Here is a 16,035-nt window from a genome sequence, read left to right on the forward strand (position 1 = left end):
CCCCCCCCCCCCCCCCCCCCCCGCGTCCCTCACCTCGCCGATGGTGAGGGACGCCGGAACCGAGCTCCCGGACCGTGTCCACACGGCTCAGGCGTAGCGGTCGATGAGGGCTTCCAGGTATTCCTCCAGCCTGCGGGTCAGGGCACTGGCCGTCAGGTCGGCACGGCCCAGTTCACGCCAGGGGGCAGCGACCTTCTCCGCGTCCGGGGCGAAACCCAGCGCATCCAGCAGCCGCCAGTAGAGATGGGCGGTGCCGGGTTCGGCCAGGGTCCCTCCCGCGGCGACGTAGCGATCGGCGAAAGCCATGCCGGCGGGAACCCCGTGGAGCAGGGCGAGGGCGGTCGAGCAGTGGGCCACGTCCAGGTCGGCCGGCCCCCACGAGGTCTCCACCCAGTCGACGACCCCGCTGATCCGGAGGTCATCGTCGGCGCCTGAGAATAGGACATTGCCGGGATGGAAGTCCCGGTGCAGGAAGCACCCCTGGTGGGCCGGGGGCTCCCGGCGGATGACGTCGACGGCCCGCTGCCAGAGTTCGGGCCGCTCGGTGGCCGCGGGCACCGTCACCCGCTCGGGAGAGGTCCATGCCTGGTACGGGCGAGGCCGCTGCCGCGCGGTCACCGGCAACCGGTGGATACGCACCAGCTGTCGGGCCAGCAGTTCGGCGCGGTCGTCAGCACCCGCGTCGTCCAGGCGCACGCTCCCCGGCAGCAGGGACATCAGCAAGGAGGGGTGATCGCAGTACCGCGCCGTCGCATCCACCGCCGCGAGTGTGGCCGCGGGCACGTCAGTGTCGCCGAGCAGACGCAGGACATCCGCCTCGCGGGCCAGCAGGCCCTCCGCGTGCCGGACGAAGAAAGGCGTGACGAAGGACCGCAGGACAAGTGAGCGCCGACCATCAGGGCCGCTGAGGTCCAGGCGGCGCATCTCCGACGTCCAGCCGCCGCGCAGCCGCACCGCCTCCTCGATGCGCTCCCCTTCGGGCAGCCCCTTCTCCACCCAGGAGCGCGTGGCGCCCCACCCCCGACCGTCACGATCCGCGCCGATGTCCTCGGCCCCCTCACCCGAACCCATGGGGGCAGGTTAACCCCCTGCCGCGGCGGTTCCGCCTCAGTGGGCGAGGAGCAGCAACATCAGCAGCCCGACGGCCAGGACGCCGAGGACGGCCACCAGCGCGGGGCCGTAGCCGCCGGAGCTGGGGCGGCCGGGGCCGGGGCCGCTGCCGTGGCGCGGTTGCCCGCTCCCGCCCGAACTCCCCAGGTCGACGGGGCCGTCGGGGCCGCCGCCGTACTCGCTCGGGTGGCCGTGGTGCCAGCCGTGCTGACCGCCGTGGGCGTCCATGCCCGCGCCGAGCGCCGCGCCAAGGCCCGCGTCGGCCGTGTGCCCGCTGTGTCCGCCGCCGTGTCCCCCGCTGTGCCCGGAGTCGCCGCCGTGCCCGCCGCCGCCGTCCATTGGTGCCTCCCGGATGCCGTTCCGACATGTCACCGTACGCAGGGGACGACGACCGGGTGTCGGTGCACGGTTCCGGGCCGCGGCGCCGTCCGTCCTTGCTAGGGTGCGCCGATGGCAACGACGATCAGGCAGTTCCAGGTCACGTTCGACTGCGCGCAGCCCGAGCGCGTGGCCCGCTTCTGGTGCGAGGTGCTGGGCTATGTGGTGCCGCCCCCGCCGCAGGGGTTCGCCGACTGGGCGGCCTACGACCGCTCGCTGCCCGCCGAGCAGCAGGGCGCGAGCTTCGCCTGCGTGGACCCCTCCGGCGTGGGCCCGCGGCTGTACTTCCAACGCGTCCCCGAGGGCAAGGTCGTCAAGAACCGGGTCCACCTGGACGTCCGAGTCGGCACCGGGCTCGTCGGCGACGAGCGGCTGGCCGTACTCCGCGCCGAGTGCGACCGCCTGCTGGCGCTCGGCGCAACCCTCGTACTGGAGCAGGTGGCGGACGAGGAGAACGAGTCCTGCATCACCATGCAGGACATCGAGGGCAACGAGTTCTGCCTCGACTGACCGGCCCGCCGGTACGTGGGGGGCCTTGCTTTGCTCGGGCGCGGGGGCGTGGCCCCGTGTGAACAGGACGGCGGTCAGGAGTGCGGATGGGTTGTTGTGTGGGTGTCGAGGAGGGTGCGGAGGAAGGTCAGGGATTCGGTGGGGAGGAGGGCGGTGTCGCGTAGGGCGTCGAAGGCGACGCGTAGAGCTTCGATGTCTTCCGGGTCGTCGGTGAGGTGGCCGCTCCAACTGCCCTGGGTGTAGGCCACGGTGGAGCCGTCGCGCAGGGAGATCAGCTCCAGGGAGCCGCGCAGGTGGTGCGGTCCGGCCGCGAACGGCACGACGTGCAGCGCGATCCCCGGCCACTGGGCGGCCTCGATCAGGTGCTCCAGCTGGGCCGTCCACGTCTGCGGGTCCCGCGCCTTGCGCCGCAGCGCCGCCTCGTCGATCAACGCCCGGTAGTACACCGGCTCCGAGCCGGCCAATGCGGATTGACGCTCCAACCGCTCCGCGATTTCGGCCGCCACCTGCTCCTCGGGCAACTGCGCCCCCTCCAGCTGCTCCAGGGCATACGCCCGGATCTGGAGCAGGTCGGGAATCGTGTGGCCGGCGTACTCGCGGATGCGGGCCGCGTTCACCTCGAACGGCGCCGGACTCCGTACGAGCTGGTCCGTCGTCTCGCGCTTCGCCAGGCGCCACAGCCGCTCCAGCAGGTCCCCGGTCCCGTACACCTTGTCCAGCATCCGGGCCACCTCCAGCGTGCCCAGGCGCTGCCCGCGCTCCAACCGGTGCAGATACGACTGCTCGTACATGCACAACGCGCCCAACTGCATGTAGCTCATCCCCGCCTTCTCGCGCAGCGCGCCGAGCTGACGTGCGTACAACGCCCGCGCCGAATGCGGGTCCGAGGCGATCACTGCCTCGTTGACCCCGACCCTGTCGGACATACGGCTCCCCTCTCCTCTTCGCTCGATCCTTCAGTTCGTATCGCCGGGTCGGCGGTTCAACGGTTCAAACCCGCCCCTGACCAGCGCGAACGCGCACTTCCGGGCATGCTCAACTCCTCTCCGTAGCGAGACCACTACCGCTTGGCGCCACTGTCCTCTAGGGTCGGGAATTGTTCAACCTGACCAGTCCGGAAGTACAGTTGATGGGGAATCATGAACCGCAGGGAGCTGGACCCAACGAGGTCACCGCGCCACGCATTCGGGTCGCAATTACGCAGCTCACGCCAGGCTCTAGGGCTTACTCAAGATGAAGCCGGCGCTCGGATGGGGTACTCCGGAACGTACGTCTCGGCGGTGGAAGTCGCTCGCAAATCTCCCACGCTCAAGTTCGCCAGGGCGGCCGACGGGGCTCTGGGTTCGGGTCAGACGCATGAGCTGATGTGGTGGGGGATGAAGCGCTCCTCCCTTCCGGGTTTCCTTGAGCACGCCGCCCATGAAGCCAAGGCGGAAGAGATCCGTGTCTTCGAGCCGACCATCATTCCGGGGCTATTGCAGACTGCGGAGTACGCGACCGCGCATGCGACGGCAAGTGTGAAGCGGGGCGTGATCACACAGGAGCAGGCAGACGAACGACTGACGTTCCTGGCAACGCGACAACGCCTGCACGCGCGCCCGGCTCCGCCACTCGTCCATGCGGTCATCGACGAGAGCGGTATACGGCGAGGCATCGGCGGAGCGGGCATCATGGCCAGGCAGTTGGATCACCTGGTGCACATGGCGGAGCGCCCGCACGTCCTGCTCCAGATCGTCCCCTTCGCTCTTCCCGAGCCTGTGCCCTTCAGCGGACTCGTGACGCTCCTGACCTTCCGTGATCGTGCAGTTGAGGGCTATACCGAGTCGGCGGAGAGGGGGTTCGTGATCCGGGAAAGCGAGACTGTCGTGCAGTGGGAGAGGGCTTACGATCGGTTGCAGGCGGAGGCGCTTTCGACAGCGGCGTCTCTCGCTTTGATCCGTGATGCCCGAGAGGACATGAAATGGCCGACCCAGAGCTGACCGTTGCCGACTGGTACAAGTCGAGCTACAGCCAGAACGGCGGCACCTGCGTCGAGGTTGCCGCCAACCTCGTTGACGTACACGGCGTCGTGCCCGTGCGGGACAGCAAGGACCCGGGTGGGCCCGCACTGGTCTTCCCGGTGGACGCGTTCGCCTCGTTCGTAGCGAGCGTGAAAGCAGGGGAGTTTCCCGCCGCCTGACCGGCGGCCCGAAGGAAGAGGTTCGGCATGGCGCGCAACGCGGTGGTCTTCCACGGCACGGGGGCGAACCCCGAGGTGGCGTGGTACCCCTGGCTGGCCGGGCAGTTGGCCGCGCGCGGCTACACCGTGGACGCGCCGCACTACCCGGACCTGAACGTGGAGCCGATCGGCACGTTCCTGCCGAAGGTACTGACCGCGCAGCGGTTCGACGAGGACACGGTCCTGGTCGGGCACTCCGGCGGCGCCGCCCTGCTGCTGGCCGTGCTGGAGCACATCGAGGTGCGGGTGGCGCAGGCGGTGTTGGTCGCCGGGTACGCCACGCGGCCGAACGACTCGGCGGAGCCGGTGCTCCAGGACACCTACGACTGGGCGGCGATCAGGTCGCACGTTCGGGACTTGTACTTCATCAACTCCCGCAAGGACCCTTACGGTTGCGACGAGCACCAGGGGCGGGCGATGTTCGAGCGGCTGGGCGGCACCCAGATCGTCCGCGACGACGGGCACTTCGGGGACTACGACCAGCCGTACGACACCTTCGAGCTGCTGGACCGGCTGATCCCCTGAAACCCCTGAGGCCCAACCGCCGTACCACACGGATGAGTTGCCCTCACACCGGCTCACACCGACTCGCGCCGCACCAGCTCCGTCGCCAGCACCACATGCCGCCGCACCGACGTCCGCTCGGCGATCTCCTCCAGCAGTACCCGCGCCATGGTCCGGCCCATCTCCTCCGTCGGCTGCCGCACCGAGGTGAGCGCCGGGTCCATGTGCCGGGCGATCGCCGAGTCCTCGAAGCCGACCAGCGCCACGTCGCCCGGCACGCTGCGGCCCTCCTCGCGCAGCACCGCCCGGGCACCGGCCGCCATCACGTCGGACGCGGCGAACACCCCGTCCACGTCGGGCCAGCGCGCCAGCAGCTCCCGCATCGCGCGGCGCCCGCCCTCCTCGGTGAAGTCCCCGGCGGCGGCCAGTTCCCCGTAGCCGGCGCCGCCCGCGGCCACCGCCTGCCGGTAGCCCTCCAGCCGGGAGCGCGCCACGTACATGTCCGGGGGCCCGGTGATCGTGGCGACCCGGCGCCGCCCGCGCTCGATGAGGTGGGCGACCGCCGCCCGTGCCCCGCCCACGTTGTCGGCGTCGACGTAGGACACCGACTCCAGGTCCGAGCGCCGCCCGTTGAGCACCGCGGGCATGTCGAGCTGTTCCAGCAGGTCGGGCAGCGGGTCGTCCTCGTGGACCGACACCAGCAGCACCCCGTCCACCCGGTGCGCCTCGAGGTACTGCGCGAAGCGCGCCCGCTCCTTCGGCGTCCTGATCAGCGTCAGCAGCAACTGCATGTCGGTGTCGGCGAGTTCGGCGCCGATCCCGCGGATGATGTCGGAGAAGTACGGCTCGGCGAACAGCCTGGTCTCCGGCTCGGGAATGACCAGGGCGATCGCGTCGGTGCGGTTGCCGGCCAGGGCCCGCGCGGCTCGGTTCGGCACGTATCCCAGCTCGGCGATCGCCGCCTCCACGGCCGTCTTCGCCCGCTCGCTGACCCGCGGTGAGCCGTTGATCACCCGGGACACCGTGCCGCGCCCCACCCCCGCGCGCGCGGCGACCTCCTCAAGGGTGGGCCGTCCGCTGCGCCGACCGTGCATGGTCACTGGAGCCTCCTGTACTCACTGCGCGCCACCTTAGCGCGAGGTCCTTCCACCGGGACGAAGCTCCTGAGAGCGCTCCCACGTTACAAGTACCCGTGCCAGGGCCCAGGTGCCGCCCGTACGACTCCTTACGTTCAAGAAGTGACCATCCGTCCGTCCCGGACACGTTCCGGCAACGAAATCGACTTCACATCTTGACACTGACCCCTCGCAGGCATGAGTGTTCCGGCAAGCCTAGTGGGAGCGCTCCCACGCATTGCATCCGACGATCACCGCGTCGTCACCACCCGGGGACAGCTCCACCAGCACCACACCGCACCACCGCACCACCGAACCACCGCATCGCACGCACCACCGCACCGCACGGCCCACCCTGACAAGGAGAGTGGAATGCGCACTTTCGGCAGAACCCGCAGGACCGCAGTCATCGCGGTCGCGGGTCTCGCAGCCTGCGCGACCCTGATCACCGGTTGCAGCAGCAACAGCAACAACGACAGCAAGGGGGGGTCGTCCAACGAGAAGATCACGCTGCGCATCGGTGACTACGGCGCCTTCGGCTACGACGACAAGACGGGCGCGAAGCTCTTCGCCGAGTACCACAAGCTGCACCCGAACATCACCATCAAGGAAGACAACGTCTCCGACAGCGGCGTCTACTGGAACTCGCTGAAGCTGCACCTCAACCAGAACAGCGGCCTCGACGACATCCAGGCGATCGAGATCGGCTTCGTGGCGAACGCGGTCCAGCCGCAGTACGCGAACAAGTTCGTGGACTTCAAGACGGTCAAGGGCTTCAACGCCAGTGACTGGCTGGACTACAAGGAGAAGGAAGCCACCACCTCCGACGGCAAGATCATCGGCGTCGGCACCGACGTCGGCCCGACCGCGATCTGCTACCGCAAGGACATGTTCAAGGCGGCCGGCCTGCCGACCGACCGCAACGCGGTCGCCGCGCTGTGGGCGGGCGACTGGCAGAAGTTCGTGAACGTCGGCAAGCAGTTCCAGGCGAAGGCCGCCAAGGGCGTGTCCTTCACCGACTCGGCCGGCGGCCTGTTCAACGCGGTGCTCTCCAGCCAGACCACGCAGTACTCCGACCAGAGCGGGAAGCTGATCTACGACAGCAGCCCCGGGGTGCAGACCGCGTGGAACCTGTCCGCGGAGGCGGTGCAGGACGGCCTGACCGCCAAGCTCCAGCAGTTCGACACCAGCTGGACCTCGGCGTTCAAGACCAACAAGTTCGCCACCGTGGCGTGCCCGAGCTGGATGCTCGGCCAGGTCGCCTCGGACTCCGGTCCGGCCAACAAGGGCAACTGGGACGTCGCCGCACCGCCGCAGGCCGGCAACTGGGGCGGTTCGTTCCTCGCCGTGACGAAGGCGAGCAAGCACGCCGCCGAGGCCGAGGCGCTGGCCCAGTGGCTGACCGCCCCGGCGCAGCAGGTGAAGGTCTTCCAGAAGTTCGGCAACATCCCGTCGACCAAGGGCGGCCTTGACGACCCGGCGGTGGCGAACACCACCAACGCGTACTTCCCGGGCACCCCGATCGGCAAGATCTTCTCGGACACCGCGCACAACATCCAGCCCGCCCCGATCGGTCCGAACGACGGCACCGTGAAGGACATCATCACCAAGAACGGGCTGCTCGACATGGAGCAGCACGGCACCAGCAAGGACACGGCCTGGAACAAGGTCAAGTCCACGGTGAAGGACCAGGTCAGCACGGGCTGACCGGCGTCGGGGCCGTCCGGCAGTGACTCCCACCTGCCGGGCGGCCCGTGTCCGGGGCCCCGCGCCCCTCTTCTCCCCCGCTTCTTCGCGCTTCCCCCCGCTCCCCGGTCGACATCCGTCGACACCCGCTGATTCCCCTACCGGAAGGACGCCACTCGTGGCCACCTCCGTCAGGGCGACGTCCGACGGCAGCCCCCGGTCGTCCCGGACCGACGCCCGCAAGAACCGCAAGAGCGGCGACCCCGGCCCGCCCGGCGGCTGGCGCGCCAAGGCGTTCCGGCTGGACACCAAGGCCTCGCCGTACGCCTACATCGCCCCGTTCTTCCTCTGCTTCGCCGCCTTCGGGCTGTTCCCGCTGATCTACACCGGCTGGCTCTCCTTCCACCAGGTGCAGTTGGGCACGCACGCCACCTGGGTCGGCTTCGACAACTACACGACGCTGTGGGACAACAGCTTCTTCTGGACCGCGCTGCGCAACACCTTCACCCTCGGGGTGATCTCCACGGTGCCGCAGCTGCTGATGGCGATCGGCCTGGCCCACCTGCTCAACTACCAGATGCGGGCCCGCGGTTTCTTCCGGGTCGCGATCCTCGCGCCGTACGCGACGTCGATCGCCGCCGCCACGCTGGTCTTCATCCAGCTCTTCAACCCCGACTACGGCCTGATCAACGAGGTCTTCCGCCACATCGGCATCGGGAACGTGCAGTGGGCGTCGTCCAAGTGGCCGGCGCAGATAGCGATCTCCTCGATCGTGACGTGGCGCTGGACCGGCTACAACGCGCTGATCTACCTGGCCGCGATGCAGGCGGTGTCCGCCGACCTGTACGAGGCGGCCGCGCTCGACGGCGCCTCGCGCTGGCGGCAGTTCATCAGCGTCACGGTCCCGTCGATCCGCCCGACGATCTTCTTCACGATCATCGTCTCCACCATCGGCGCCACGCAGCTGTTCGGTGAGCCGCTGATGTTCGGCGGCAACGTGGGTGTCTCCGGCGGCTCCAACCACCAGTACCAGACCCTCAGCCTGTACATGTACGACAAGGGCTGGCAGGTCGGCGAGCTGGGCCAGGCGTCCGCCGTGGCCTGGGTGATGCTGCTGATCCTGCTGCTCATCGGCGCGGTCCAGCTCCTTGTGATGCGCAGCAACCGCCGGAAGCTTGGGAGCTGACGATGGCACAACTCACCCAGCCGATCCCGTCAGCCGGGCCCCGGCACTCCTCCCCCGAGCTGCGCAAGCGGCACCGGCTGCGCGCCCGCAGCGCCGGCGGCCAGCAGAAGGCCGGCCCGATCGCGTACGTGCTGCTGATCCTGGCCACGCTGGTCTCGCTGTTCCCGCTGTACTGGACCGTGGTGGCGGCCTCACGCACCGGTACCGAACTGGTCACCCCACCGACGCCGTTGCTGCCCGGCAGCCACCTCGTCGACAACCTGAAGATCGTGTGGGACCAGGTCGACATGACCAAGGCCCTGATCAACTCCACGATCGTGGCGGGCTGCGTGGCGGTGAGCACCGTGCTCTTCGCGACGCTGGCCGGATTCGCCTTCGCCAAGCTGGAGTTCCGCGGCCGCAACGCGCTGATGACCCTCGTGGTGGCGACCATGACGATCCCGCCGCAGCTCACCGTGATCCCGCTCTACCAGATCATCACCAAGGTGGGCTGGGTCGGGCACATCCAGTCGGTGATCCTGCCGTCGCTGGTGGCCGCGTTCGGCGTGTTCTTCATGCGGCAGTTCCTCTCCGAGGCGCTGCCGGTCGAACTGGTCGAGGCGGCGCGGGTGGACGGGGCGCACAGCCTGCGGATCATCTGGCACGTGGTGTTCCCGATCGCCCGGCCGGGGATGGCCGTGCTCGGGATGCTCGTCTTCGTGCAGTCCTGGAACGACTTCTTCTGGCCGTTCATCGCGCTGAACCAGCAGAACCCGACGGTGCAGGTCGCGCTGCAGGGGCTCGGTTCCGGTGACCACACGATCAACCAGGCCGTGGTGGTGTGCGGGGCGCTGGTCGCGACGCTGCCGCTGCTGCTGGTCTTCGCGGTGCTGGGCCGGCAGATCGTCGGCGGGATCACCGCCGGCGCGGTCAAGAGCTGACGCCGCCGCGGCCGGCGCGCCCGTTCGCACCCTTCCCCGGCACCCATTCCGTCCGCGGCGCCCCGCGGTCCCTCTTCCCCCGACGACCCCTGATTCCCCTGGAGTCCCCCGCTATGACAGCAGTCCACTCGCACAGTGCGGAGGCCGCGGCGAGCCCGGCCGCACTCCACTTCCCTCCCGGTTTCGTCTGGGGGTCGGCCACCGCCGCCTACCAGATCGAGGGCGCCGCGGCCGAGGACGGCCGCACCCCGTCGATCTGGGACACCTTCAGCCACACCCCCGGCCGGGTCCTCAACGGGGACACCGGGGACATCGCGGCGGACCACTACCACCGCTACCAGGACGACGTGGCGCTCATGAGCGACCTCGGCCTGGGCGCCTACCGCTTCTCGATCTCCTGGTCGCGGGTGCAGCCCACCGGCCGCGGCCCGGCCGTCCAGCGCGGCCTGGACTTCTACCGCCGGCTCGTCGACGAGTTGCTGGCCAAGGGCATCACCCCGGTGGCGACCCTCTACCACTGGGACCTGCCGCAGGAGCTGGAGGACGCCGGCGGCTGGACGGTCCGCCAGACGCCCGAGCGCTTCGCGGAGTACGCGGAGATCGTCGCCGGGGCACTCGGCGACCGGGTGCCGTACTGGACCACGCTCAACGAGCCGTGGTGCTCGGCATTCCTGGGCTACGGCTCGGGCGTGCACGCGCCGGGCCGGACCGAGCCGGAGTCGGCGCTGAAGGCCGCGCACCACCTCAACCTGGCTCACGGCCGGGCGATCGGGGCGCTGCGCTCGGTGCTCCCCACCACCGCGCAGACCTCGATCACCCTCAACCTGCACCAGGTGCGGGCCTTCAGCCAGTCGGCCGCCGACCTGGACGCGGCCCGCCGGATCGACGCGGTCGGCAACCGGGTCTTCCTCGGCCCGATCCTCGGCGACGGCTACCCGGCGGACCTGCTCGCCGACACCGGCCACCTCGTCGACTGGGACGCGCTGGTGCGCCCGGGCGACCTGGAGGAGATCGCCCGCCCGATCGACCTGCTCGGCGTCAACTACTACACGCCGACGCTGGTCTCCGACGGCCGGGAGAGGACCGACCTGCCGCGCAACGACGGCCACGGCGCGAGCGACTACTCGCCCTGGCCCGGCTCGGAGCACGTGGCCTTCCACCTCTCGCCCGGCGAGACCACCGCGATGAACTGGGCGGTCGACGCCAGCGCGCTGTACGACCTGCTGATGCGCGTCCACCACGAGCACCCCGACCTGCCGATGATGGTCACCGAGAACGGCGCCGCCTACGACGACTACGTCTCGCCCGAGGGCACCGTCAGCGACCCGCGGCGGATCGCGTACCTGCGCGGCCACCTGTCCGCGGTGCACCGCGCGCTCGCCGACGGCGCCGACATCCGCGGCTACTTCCTGTGGTCGCTGCTGGACAACTTCGAGTGGTCCTACGGCTACAGCAAGCGCTTCGGCGCGGTGTACGTCGACTTCGGCACCCAGCGCCGCGTCCCCAAGCAGAGCGCCCACTGGTACGCGGAGGTGGCGCGCACCAACGCCCTTCGGGGTCTGTCGGAGGAGGCCGACGGGTCCTGAGGGGGCGAAAGGGCTCCGGCCGTCGCGAACGAGGGTGCGCGACGGCCGGAGCCCGCTGCCGTCCTGCCCCGTGGGGGGAGGGCAGGAAGGCGTCCGGCGCTGCCGGTGCCCGGGTCAGCCGGTGTAGGAGCCGAGGGCCTTGGCGAAGTCGCCGTCGGACTGGGTGATGGAGCTGCACGTGGCGTCGGCGTAGCTCTGGGCGCCGCCGGCGCACTGCTTGTCGCGGGTGGCCGACCACATCGACAGCCAGGCCAGGCCCTTGGACGTGGCGAAGTCGGCGAGCTTGCCCGCGTCGGCGACGGTGAAGGTCTCGCTGCTCACGTCGTTGACGCCGATCATCGGGGTGACCGCGACCGCGTGCCAGGCGTCGGTGTCGGACAGCCCGAGCACGCTCTTGACCTGGGCCTGCGTGGCGGTGGCGCCGTCGATGGCGTACTGCCCCATGTCGCCGGTGTACGAGGAGCCGTAGTCCATCGCCATGATGTTGACCGCGTGCACGTCGACGCCGTTGCTCTTGGCGTCGGAGAGCACGTCGATGCCGTCCTGGGTGAGGCCGCTGGGCATCGCGGGCAGCGTGTAGGAGACCTCGAGGCCGCTGTGGCTCGCCTGGAGCTGCGCGATCGCCTGCGCCCGGCGGGTGTCGGCGGCGGTGTCGGTGAGCGCGCCGCCCTCGATGTCGAAGTCGACCTTGGTGAGCTGGTAGGTGTCGACGACCTTGCCGTAGGCCGCCGCGAGGTCGCTCGCCGAGGAGCAGGCGCCGGCCAGTTCGGTGCCGTTGGCGCCGCCGAAGGAGACCCGTACGTCGCCGCCCGCCGCGCGGACCGCGCCGATCTGGGCGGCCACCGCGTCGCTGTCGAGGTCGGTGACGCCGCCCCACTTCGGGGTGCAGCCGCCGCCGGAGACGACGAAGGCGAGGTTGAACTGCTTGACGCCGTTCGCCTTCATCGCGCCCGTCAGGTCGTAGGCGGGGTAGAGCGAGGTGTCGACGTAGGGGGCGAAGCCGCCGGAGCCGGCCGAGCCGGCGCCCGGGCCGGAGTTCGAAGTGGGCGTGGCGGTGGGGGTCGCGGTCGGGGTGGCCGTCGTGGTGGGGGTCTGGGTGGGCTGCGCCGTGGGGGTGGCGGTGTCGGTGGGGCGGCCGGTGGGCGCGGTGGTGGGGTCGTCGTCCACCGAGCACTTCGCGCCGTTGATGGTGCAGTCCGCGGGGGCCGCGGCCGGGGAGGTACCGCCGCCGGTGACGTTCGCGGTGAAGCCGACCTCGGCCTTCGCGCCGGGCGCGACGGTGTGGTTCCAGCTGTCCGGGGTGACCGTCACGGTCTGACCGGAGACGGTGTACTGGCCGTTCCACAGCGTGCCGATGGTCGTACCGGACGGCAGCCGGAAGGTGAGCGTCCAGCCGTCCAGGGGGCTGCTGCTGGAGTTGCTGATCTCGTACTGCCCGGTGTAGCCGGTGGTCCAGTCGCTGGTCGTGGAGTACGCGGCCGCGACGGTGGCGGCGCTCGCGGAGCCGGCGAAGGCGAACGCGCCGCCCGCGGCGGCCGCCGCCACGACGGTCGCGCAGAGCACCTGCGTCCTGCGGCCGGGACGGCGGCGGTGGGTGGTGGGTGCCATGGCTGCCTGCCTTGCACTCGAGGGGTGGGGGCGGGCAGCACGCTAGCGGGCACCGAACGGACAAAAGCCCAGTTCAGGGCCGCCGGGCAGGTTCTTAGGGCGGGCTTAAGGAAGCGGAAGGGACGGCTTAACGATCGGCTCGGCGAGCGGTGCCGGGGACACTCGGCGCTCGCTGAGCGGCCGGGCACCGCGGCCCGGCCGGGTCAGGAGTTCCGCGACGAGGTCAGGTGCGCGAAGACGACCACGTTCGACTCGTAGTCGCGGGTCTTGTGGTCGAAGACGCCGCCGCAGGTGATCAGCCGCAGTTGCGCGTCGGAGGTGTCGCCGTACACGCGCTGGTCGGGGAAGTCGTCCTTGGAGAAGGTGTCGACCTCGTCCACGGTGAAGTCGGCGACCGAGCCGTCCGTACGGGTGATGTCGACCGGGTCGCCCTTGCGCAGGTAGGACAGCAGGTAGAAGACGGCGGGGCCGGTCGTGGTGTCCACGTGGCCGGCGACGATCGCGTTGCCGCGCTCGCCGGGGGTGACACCGCCCTGGTACCAGCCGGCGAGGTTGCGGTCGGTGGCGGGCGGCGGCTGGAGCACCCCGGTCGCGTCCATCGACAGCGGGGTGAAGGGGGCGTTCACCCCGATGGTGGGGATGGAGATCTTCGTCGGGACGGAGCGCGGCAGCGACGGGCCGGGGGTGGCCCCCATCGTCACCGTCGGGTCGGGCGAGGAACCCGAGGCAGCGCTCGCCGCGGGCGCGGGCATCGGCGCGCCGATGGCGCTGCCCGTGTCGGAGGAGCCGAAGGAGCGGAACACCAGGAACGCGCCGAGCAGCGTGGCCCCGATCGCCCAGTGCATCACCCGGGTGCCGCGGTCCCGCACCGGCGGCGCGTCCGCCGGCCGTGGCTCGCGCTGCGGCTGCTGCCTGCTCATACGGTGCTGCCCTTCTGACGGTCCGCGGGATGACGGGTGCCGCGCGTACGCGGGAGGGGAAGAGGTGGGGCGGCTGCCGCGGGCGGGACGGGGGACGGTCCCGGGCAGCCGGGCGGCCGGGCGCGGTGCGGGACGGCACGCGCCCGGCCGCCGGTGGGAGGTCCCGGCCGCATTCCGGGACGCGGCCGCCGCCGTACCGCGACGGCGGCCACTGCCATGTCCGGTTCGGGTCCGGCTCAGGTCCGGTTCAGCCGCGGTTCTTCCCCCGGCCCGGGCAGCCGGAGGGGGGAACCGGAGCGCGAACCGGTCAGGCCAGGGCGCCGGCCGCGGCCGTACCGCGACGGCGGCGCAGGACGTACGCACCGGCGCCGAGGCCGCCGAGCAGCAGCACCGAACCGGCCGCGAGGCTGCTGCCGCCGGCCGCCGACATGCCGCCGCCACCGGTGTGCATGCCGCCGTGCGGCTTGTGCCACTGGCTGTCGTCCGAGCCCTGGCCGGACTCGTCCTGCGAGCTGTCGCTGCCGGACGAGTGCGAGTACTTGCCGGAGTCCGACGAGGAGGAAGAGGAGGAGGACGAGGAAGAGGACGACGACGAGCCCTGGCCGCTCGGGTCGTAGATGTTGACGGCACCCGCGGCGTGGGCGGCCGGAGCAGCGAGGGCGAGGCAGGCGGTGAGCGCGGCTCCGGCCACGAGGGTGCGGGCAGTACGCATGGGGACGATTCCTTCCGCCGCCGACATACGCCGGCTGACAACATGTCAGCCCGACAAGCGCAGTGGCGACAAGATCACCGTCAGCCAGTCCCGGCGGGCCCGCCACCGGAGATCGCCGCATCAGGGTGACCGGGTCCGCTCTTCGGGTGGCAGACGCCGCCACCTGCCTGGTTCGGTCACTCTCCAGGGCGGGGCACCCGCGTGACGGGTGATTCGACCCGCACAGTGGGCGTGCGGCGGGCGACGCCCGCGGGCCGCGCCCGGCGGTCGCCTGAGTGCGCCTCAGGAGCGCGGGGCGGCGGCCGCCCACCCCCGAGCGAGAGGACGCCCATGTCACCGGAGCCGGTACGCGAACCGCGCCGAGGCAGCGACCGCCGGAACCTGCTGCGCGCGCTGACCGGAGGCAGCGCGGCTGCCGCGCTGGCGCTGGCCGGCCCGCCCGCCGACGCCGCCGCTGCCTCCGCCGCCACCTCCGCCACCGCCTTCGGCGGCTCCGGCACGGCCCCCGGCGCCGGCGCCGACCCGTTCGCCGCGGAGGCGTTCCGCGCGGTCGGCGGCGGGCGGGTCCGCGAGTACTGGGTCCAGGCCGACTCCTTCGCGCACAACGCCGTGCCCAACGGCCGCGACGGCATGACCGGGATGGCCTTCACCGCGGACCGCACCACCTACCAGGCGATCGGCTACCGCGCCTACACCCCCGACTGGGCGGAGCCGCTGCCGGCCGACCTGGGCCCGCAGGGCATCGGCCCGAACAGCGGCATCCCCGGCCCGGTGCTGCGCGCCGAGGTCGGCGACGTGCTGCGGGTGCACTTCCGGAACAACGACGCGCACTACAAGTGGCCGCACAGCATGCACCCGCACGGGGTGCGGTACGCCCCGGCAAGTGACGGCGGCTGGATGGCGGATGACCCCGACTCTCCCGGAACGGCCGTGCCCTACGGCGGGAGTTACACCTACACCTGGACCTGCGTGCCCAGTTCGGTGGGGAGTTGGCCCTACCACGACCACGCGGCGCCGCAGACGCCGCCGCAGCCCGCCGGGGGCTCCGGCGGCACCACCCCGCCCCCGGCCCACGACTCGATGAACTCCCGCGCGCTGGGCGGCAGCGGCCCGGTCATGGAGATCGGCGCGGAGCTGGGGCTGTTCGGGATGATCGCGGTCACCGACCGGCAGACGCCGGACGTCGACCGGGAGTTCGTGCTCTTCTTCCACGACCTGTCCGCGAACGACGCCACCGGCCTGAAGCAGGACCTCTCGCTGTGCAACGGAGGAGCCTTCGTCGACAACGCCCCCACGTTCACCGCGCGCGAGGGCGAACGGGTCCGGTGGCGGGTCGCCACGCTCGGCAACTCCTTCCACGTCTTCCACGTCCACGGCCACCGCTGGCTGAGCCCCGCCGGCTGGACCGACTCCCAACTCCTCGGCCCCGCCACCACGTTGACGGCCGAGTACCTGGAGGACAACCCGGGCGACTGGCTCTACCACTGCCATGTGGCGGCCCACATGATGCACGGGATGGCGGGGAGGTACCGCGTGACGCGGTGACCGACCCGCCTGGCTGCCCCGTCCGACCGGTCCGGGG

At 71.1% G+C, this 16,035-nt stretch carries 16 protein-coding genes; 9 read left to right on the plus strand and 7 right to left on the minus strand.

What is annotated here, in order from left to right; translation table 11 throughout:
* Positions 1–87: 87 nt before the first annotated feature.
* Both AC3ERT_RS17735 and AC3ERT_RS17740 read right to left on the minus strand, forming a co-directional pair.
* Complete coding sequence (locus AC3ERT_RS17735) at positions 88–1,071, minus strand: phosphotransferase family protein (RefSeq protein ID WP_435175295.1); 984 nt, start codon at positions 1,069–1,071, stop codon at positions 88–90.
* A 36-nt stretch (positions 1,072–1,107) separates the two neighbouring features.
* The gene (locus AC3ERT_RS17740) at positions 1,108–1,482 is read right to left on the minus strand and encodes a hypothetical protein (protein ID WP_435175297.1); all 375 of its coding nucleotides are present in this window, start codon (positions 1,480–1,482) and stop codon (positions 1,108–1,110) included.
* A 78-nt stretch (positions 1,483–1,560) separates the two neighbouring features.
* Here AC3ERT_RS17740 and AC3ERT_RS17745 point away from each other — a divergent pair, with 78 nt between their 5' ends.
* Positions 1,561–1,998: a VOC family protein gene (locus tag AC3ERT_RS17745; protein WP_335977899.1), complete on the plus strand. Its 438-nt coding sequence runs from the start codon at positions 1,561–1,563 to the stop codon at positions 1,996–1,998.
* Positions 1,999–2,072: 74 nt separating this feature from the next.
* Here AC3ERT_RS17745 and AC3ERT_RS17750 read toward each other — a convergent pair whose 3' ends face one another.
* Entirely contained in the window at positions 2,073–2,924 is an 852-nt protein-coding gene (locus AC3ERT_RS17750; RefSeq protein ID WP_435175300.1) for a helix-turn-helix domain-containing protein, read from the minus strand.
* 213 nt (positions 2,925–3,137) lie between these two features.
* Here AC3ERT_RS17750 and AC3ERT_RS17755 point away from each other — a divergent pair, with 213 nt between their 5' ends.
* From AC3ERT_RS17755 to AC3ERT_RS17765, 3 genes are read left to right on the plus strand one after another with little or no spacing between them, the layout of a single operon-like run.
* Positions 3,138–3,977, plus strand: a complete 840-nt coding sequence (locus AC3ERT_RS17755; protein WP_435175302.1) for a helix-turn-helix domain-containing protein — start codon at positions 3,138–3,140, stop codon at positions 3,975–3,977.
* Positions 3,959–4,177, plus strand: coding sequence for a DUF397 domain-containing protein (locus AC3ERT_RS17760; RefSeq protein ID WP_435175304.1), 219 nt, complete (start codon positions 3,959–3,961; stop codon positions 4,175–4,177). Before AC3ERT_RS17755 ends, AC3ERT_RS17760 begins: the two co-directional genes overlap by 19 nt.
* Before the next feature lie 27 nt (positions 4,178–4,204).
* Entirely contained in the window at positions 4,205–4,741 is a 537-nt protein-coding gene (locus AC3ERT_RS17765) for an RBBP9/YdeN family alpha/beta hydrolase (RefSeq protein ID WP_435131980.1), read from the plus strand.
* Positions 4,742–4,794: 53 nt separating this feature from the next.
* Here the strand turns inward: AC3ERT_RS17765 and AC3ERT_RS17770 are convergent, their stop codons facing one another.
* The gene (locus tag AC3ERT_RS17770) at positions 4,795–5,814 is read right to left on the minus strand and encodes a LacI family DNA-binding transcriptional regulator (protein ID WP_335978082.1); all 1,020 of its coding nucleotides are present in this window, start codon (positions 5,812–5,814) and stop codon (positions 4,795–4,797) included.
* Positions 5,815–6,207: 393 nt separating this feature from the next.
* On the opposite strand from AC3ERT_RS17770, the gene AC3ERT_RS17775 reads away from it, so the two are divergent.
* From AC3ERT_RS17775 to AC3ERT_RS17790, 4 genes are all read left to right on the plus strand, one after another.
* Entirely contained in the window at positions 6,208–7,542 is a 1,335-nt protein-coding gene (locus tag AC3ERT_RS17775) for an ABC transporter substrate-binding protein (protein ID WP_435175306.1), read from the plus strand.
* Between the two features lie 157 nt (positions 7,543–7,699).
* Entirely contained in the window at positions 7,700–8,707 is a 1,008-nt protein-coding gene (locus AC3ERT_RS17780; RefSeq protein WP_335977886.1) for a carbohydrate ABC transporter permease, read from the plus strand.
* A 2-nt stretch (positions 8,708–8,709) separates the two neighbouring features.
* Complete coding sequence (locus tag AC3ERT_RS17785) at positions 8,710–9,627, plus strand: carbohydrate ABC transporter permease (RefSeq protein ID WP_335977883.1); 918 nt, start codon at positions 8,710–8,712, stop codon at positions 9,625–9,627.
* A 113-nt stretch (positions 9,628–9,740) separates the two neighbouring features.
* On the plus strand, positions 9,741–11,213 hold the full coding sequence (locus AC3ERT_RS17790; protein WP_435175308.1) for a GH1 family beta-glucosidase: 1,473 nt from the start codon (positions 9,741–9,743) through the stop codon (positions 11,211–11,213).
* Positions 11,214–11,327: 114 nt separating this feature from the next.
* Here the strand turns inward: AC3ERT_RS17790 and AC3ERT_RS17795 are convergent, their stop codons facing one another.
* From AC3ERT_RS17795 to AC3ERT_RS17805, 3 genes are all read right to left on the minus strand, one after another.
* Positions 11,328–12,821 carry a glycoside hydrolase family 18 protein gene (locus AC3ERT_RS17795; RefSeq protein WP_435131970.1) on the minus strand — a complete coding sequence of 498 codons (1,494 nt, stop codon included), beginning with the start codon at positions 12,819–12,821 and terminating at the stop codon, positions 11,328–11,330.
* Positions 12,822–13,024: 203 nt separating this feature from the next.
* Positions 13,025–13,741: a class F sortase gene (locus tag AC3ERT_RS17800; RefSeq protein WP_435131968.1), complete on the minus strand. Its 717-nt coding sequence runs from the start codon at positions 13,739–13,741 to the stop codon at positions 13,025–13,027.
* A 307-nt stretch (positions 13,742–14,048) separates the two neighbouring features.
* Entirely contained in the window at positions 14,049–14,453 is a 405-nt protein-coding gene (locus AC3ERT_RS17805) for a hypothetical protein (protein WP_335977879.1), read from the minus strand.
* Positions 14,454–14,783: 330 nt separating this feature from the next.
* Between AC3ERT_RS17805 and AC3ERT_RS17810 the strand changes: the two genes are divergently transcribed.
* Entirely contained in the window at positions 14,784–15,998 is a 1,215-nt protein-coding gene (locus AC3ERT_RS17810; protein WP_435131966.1) for a multicopper oxidase domain-containing protein, read from the plus strand.
* Positions 15,999–16,035 lie beyond the last annotated feature (37 nt).

This window comes from Actinacidiphila sp. bgisy145, assembly GCF_057708125.1.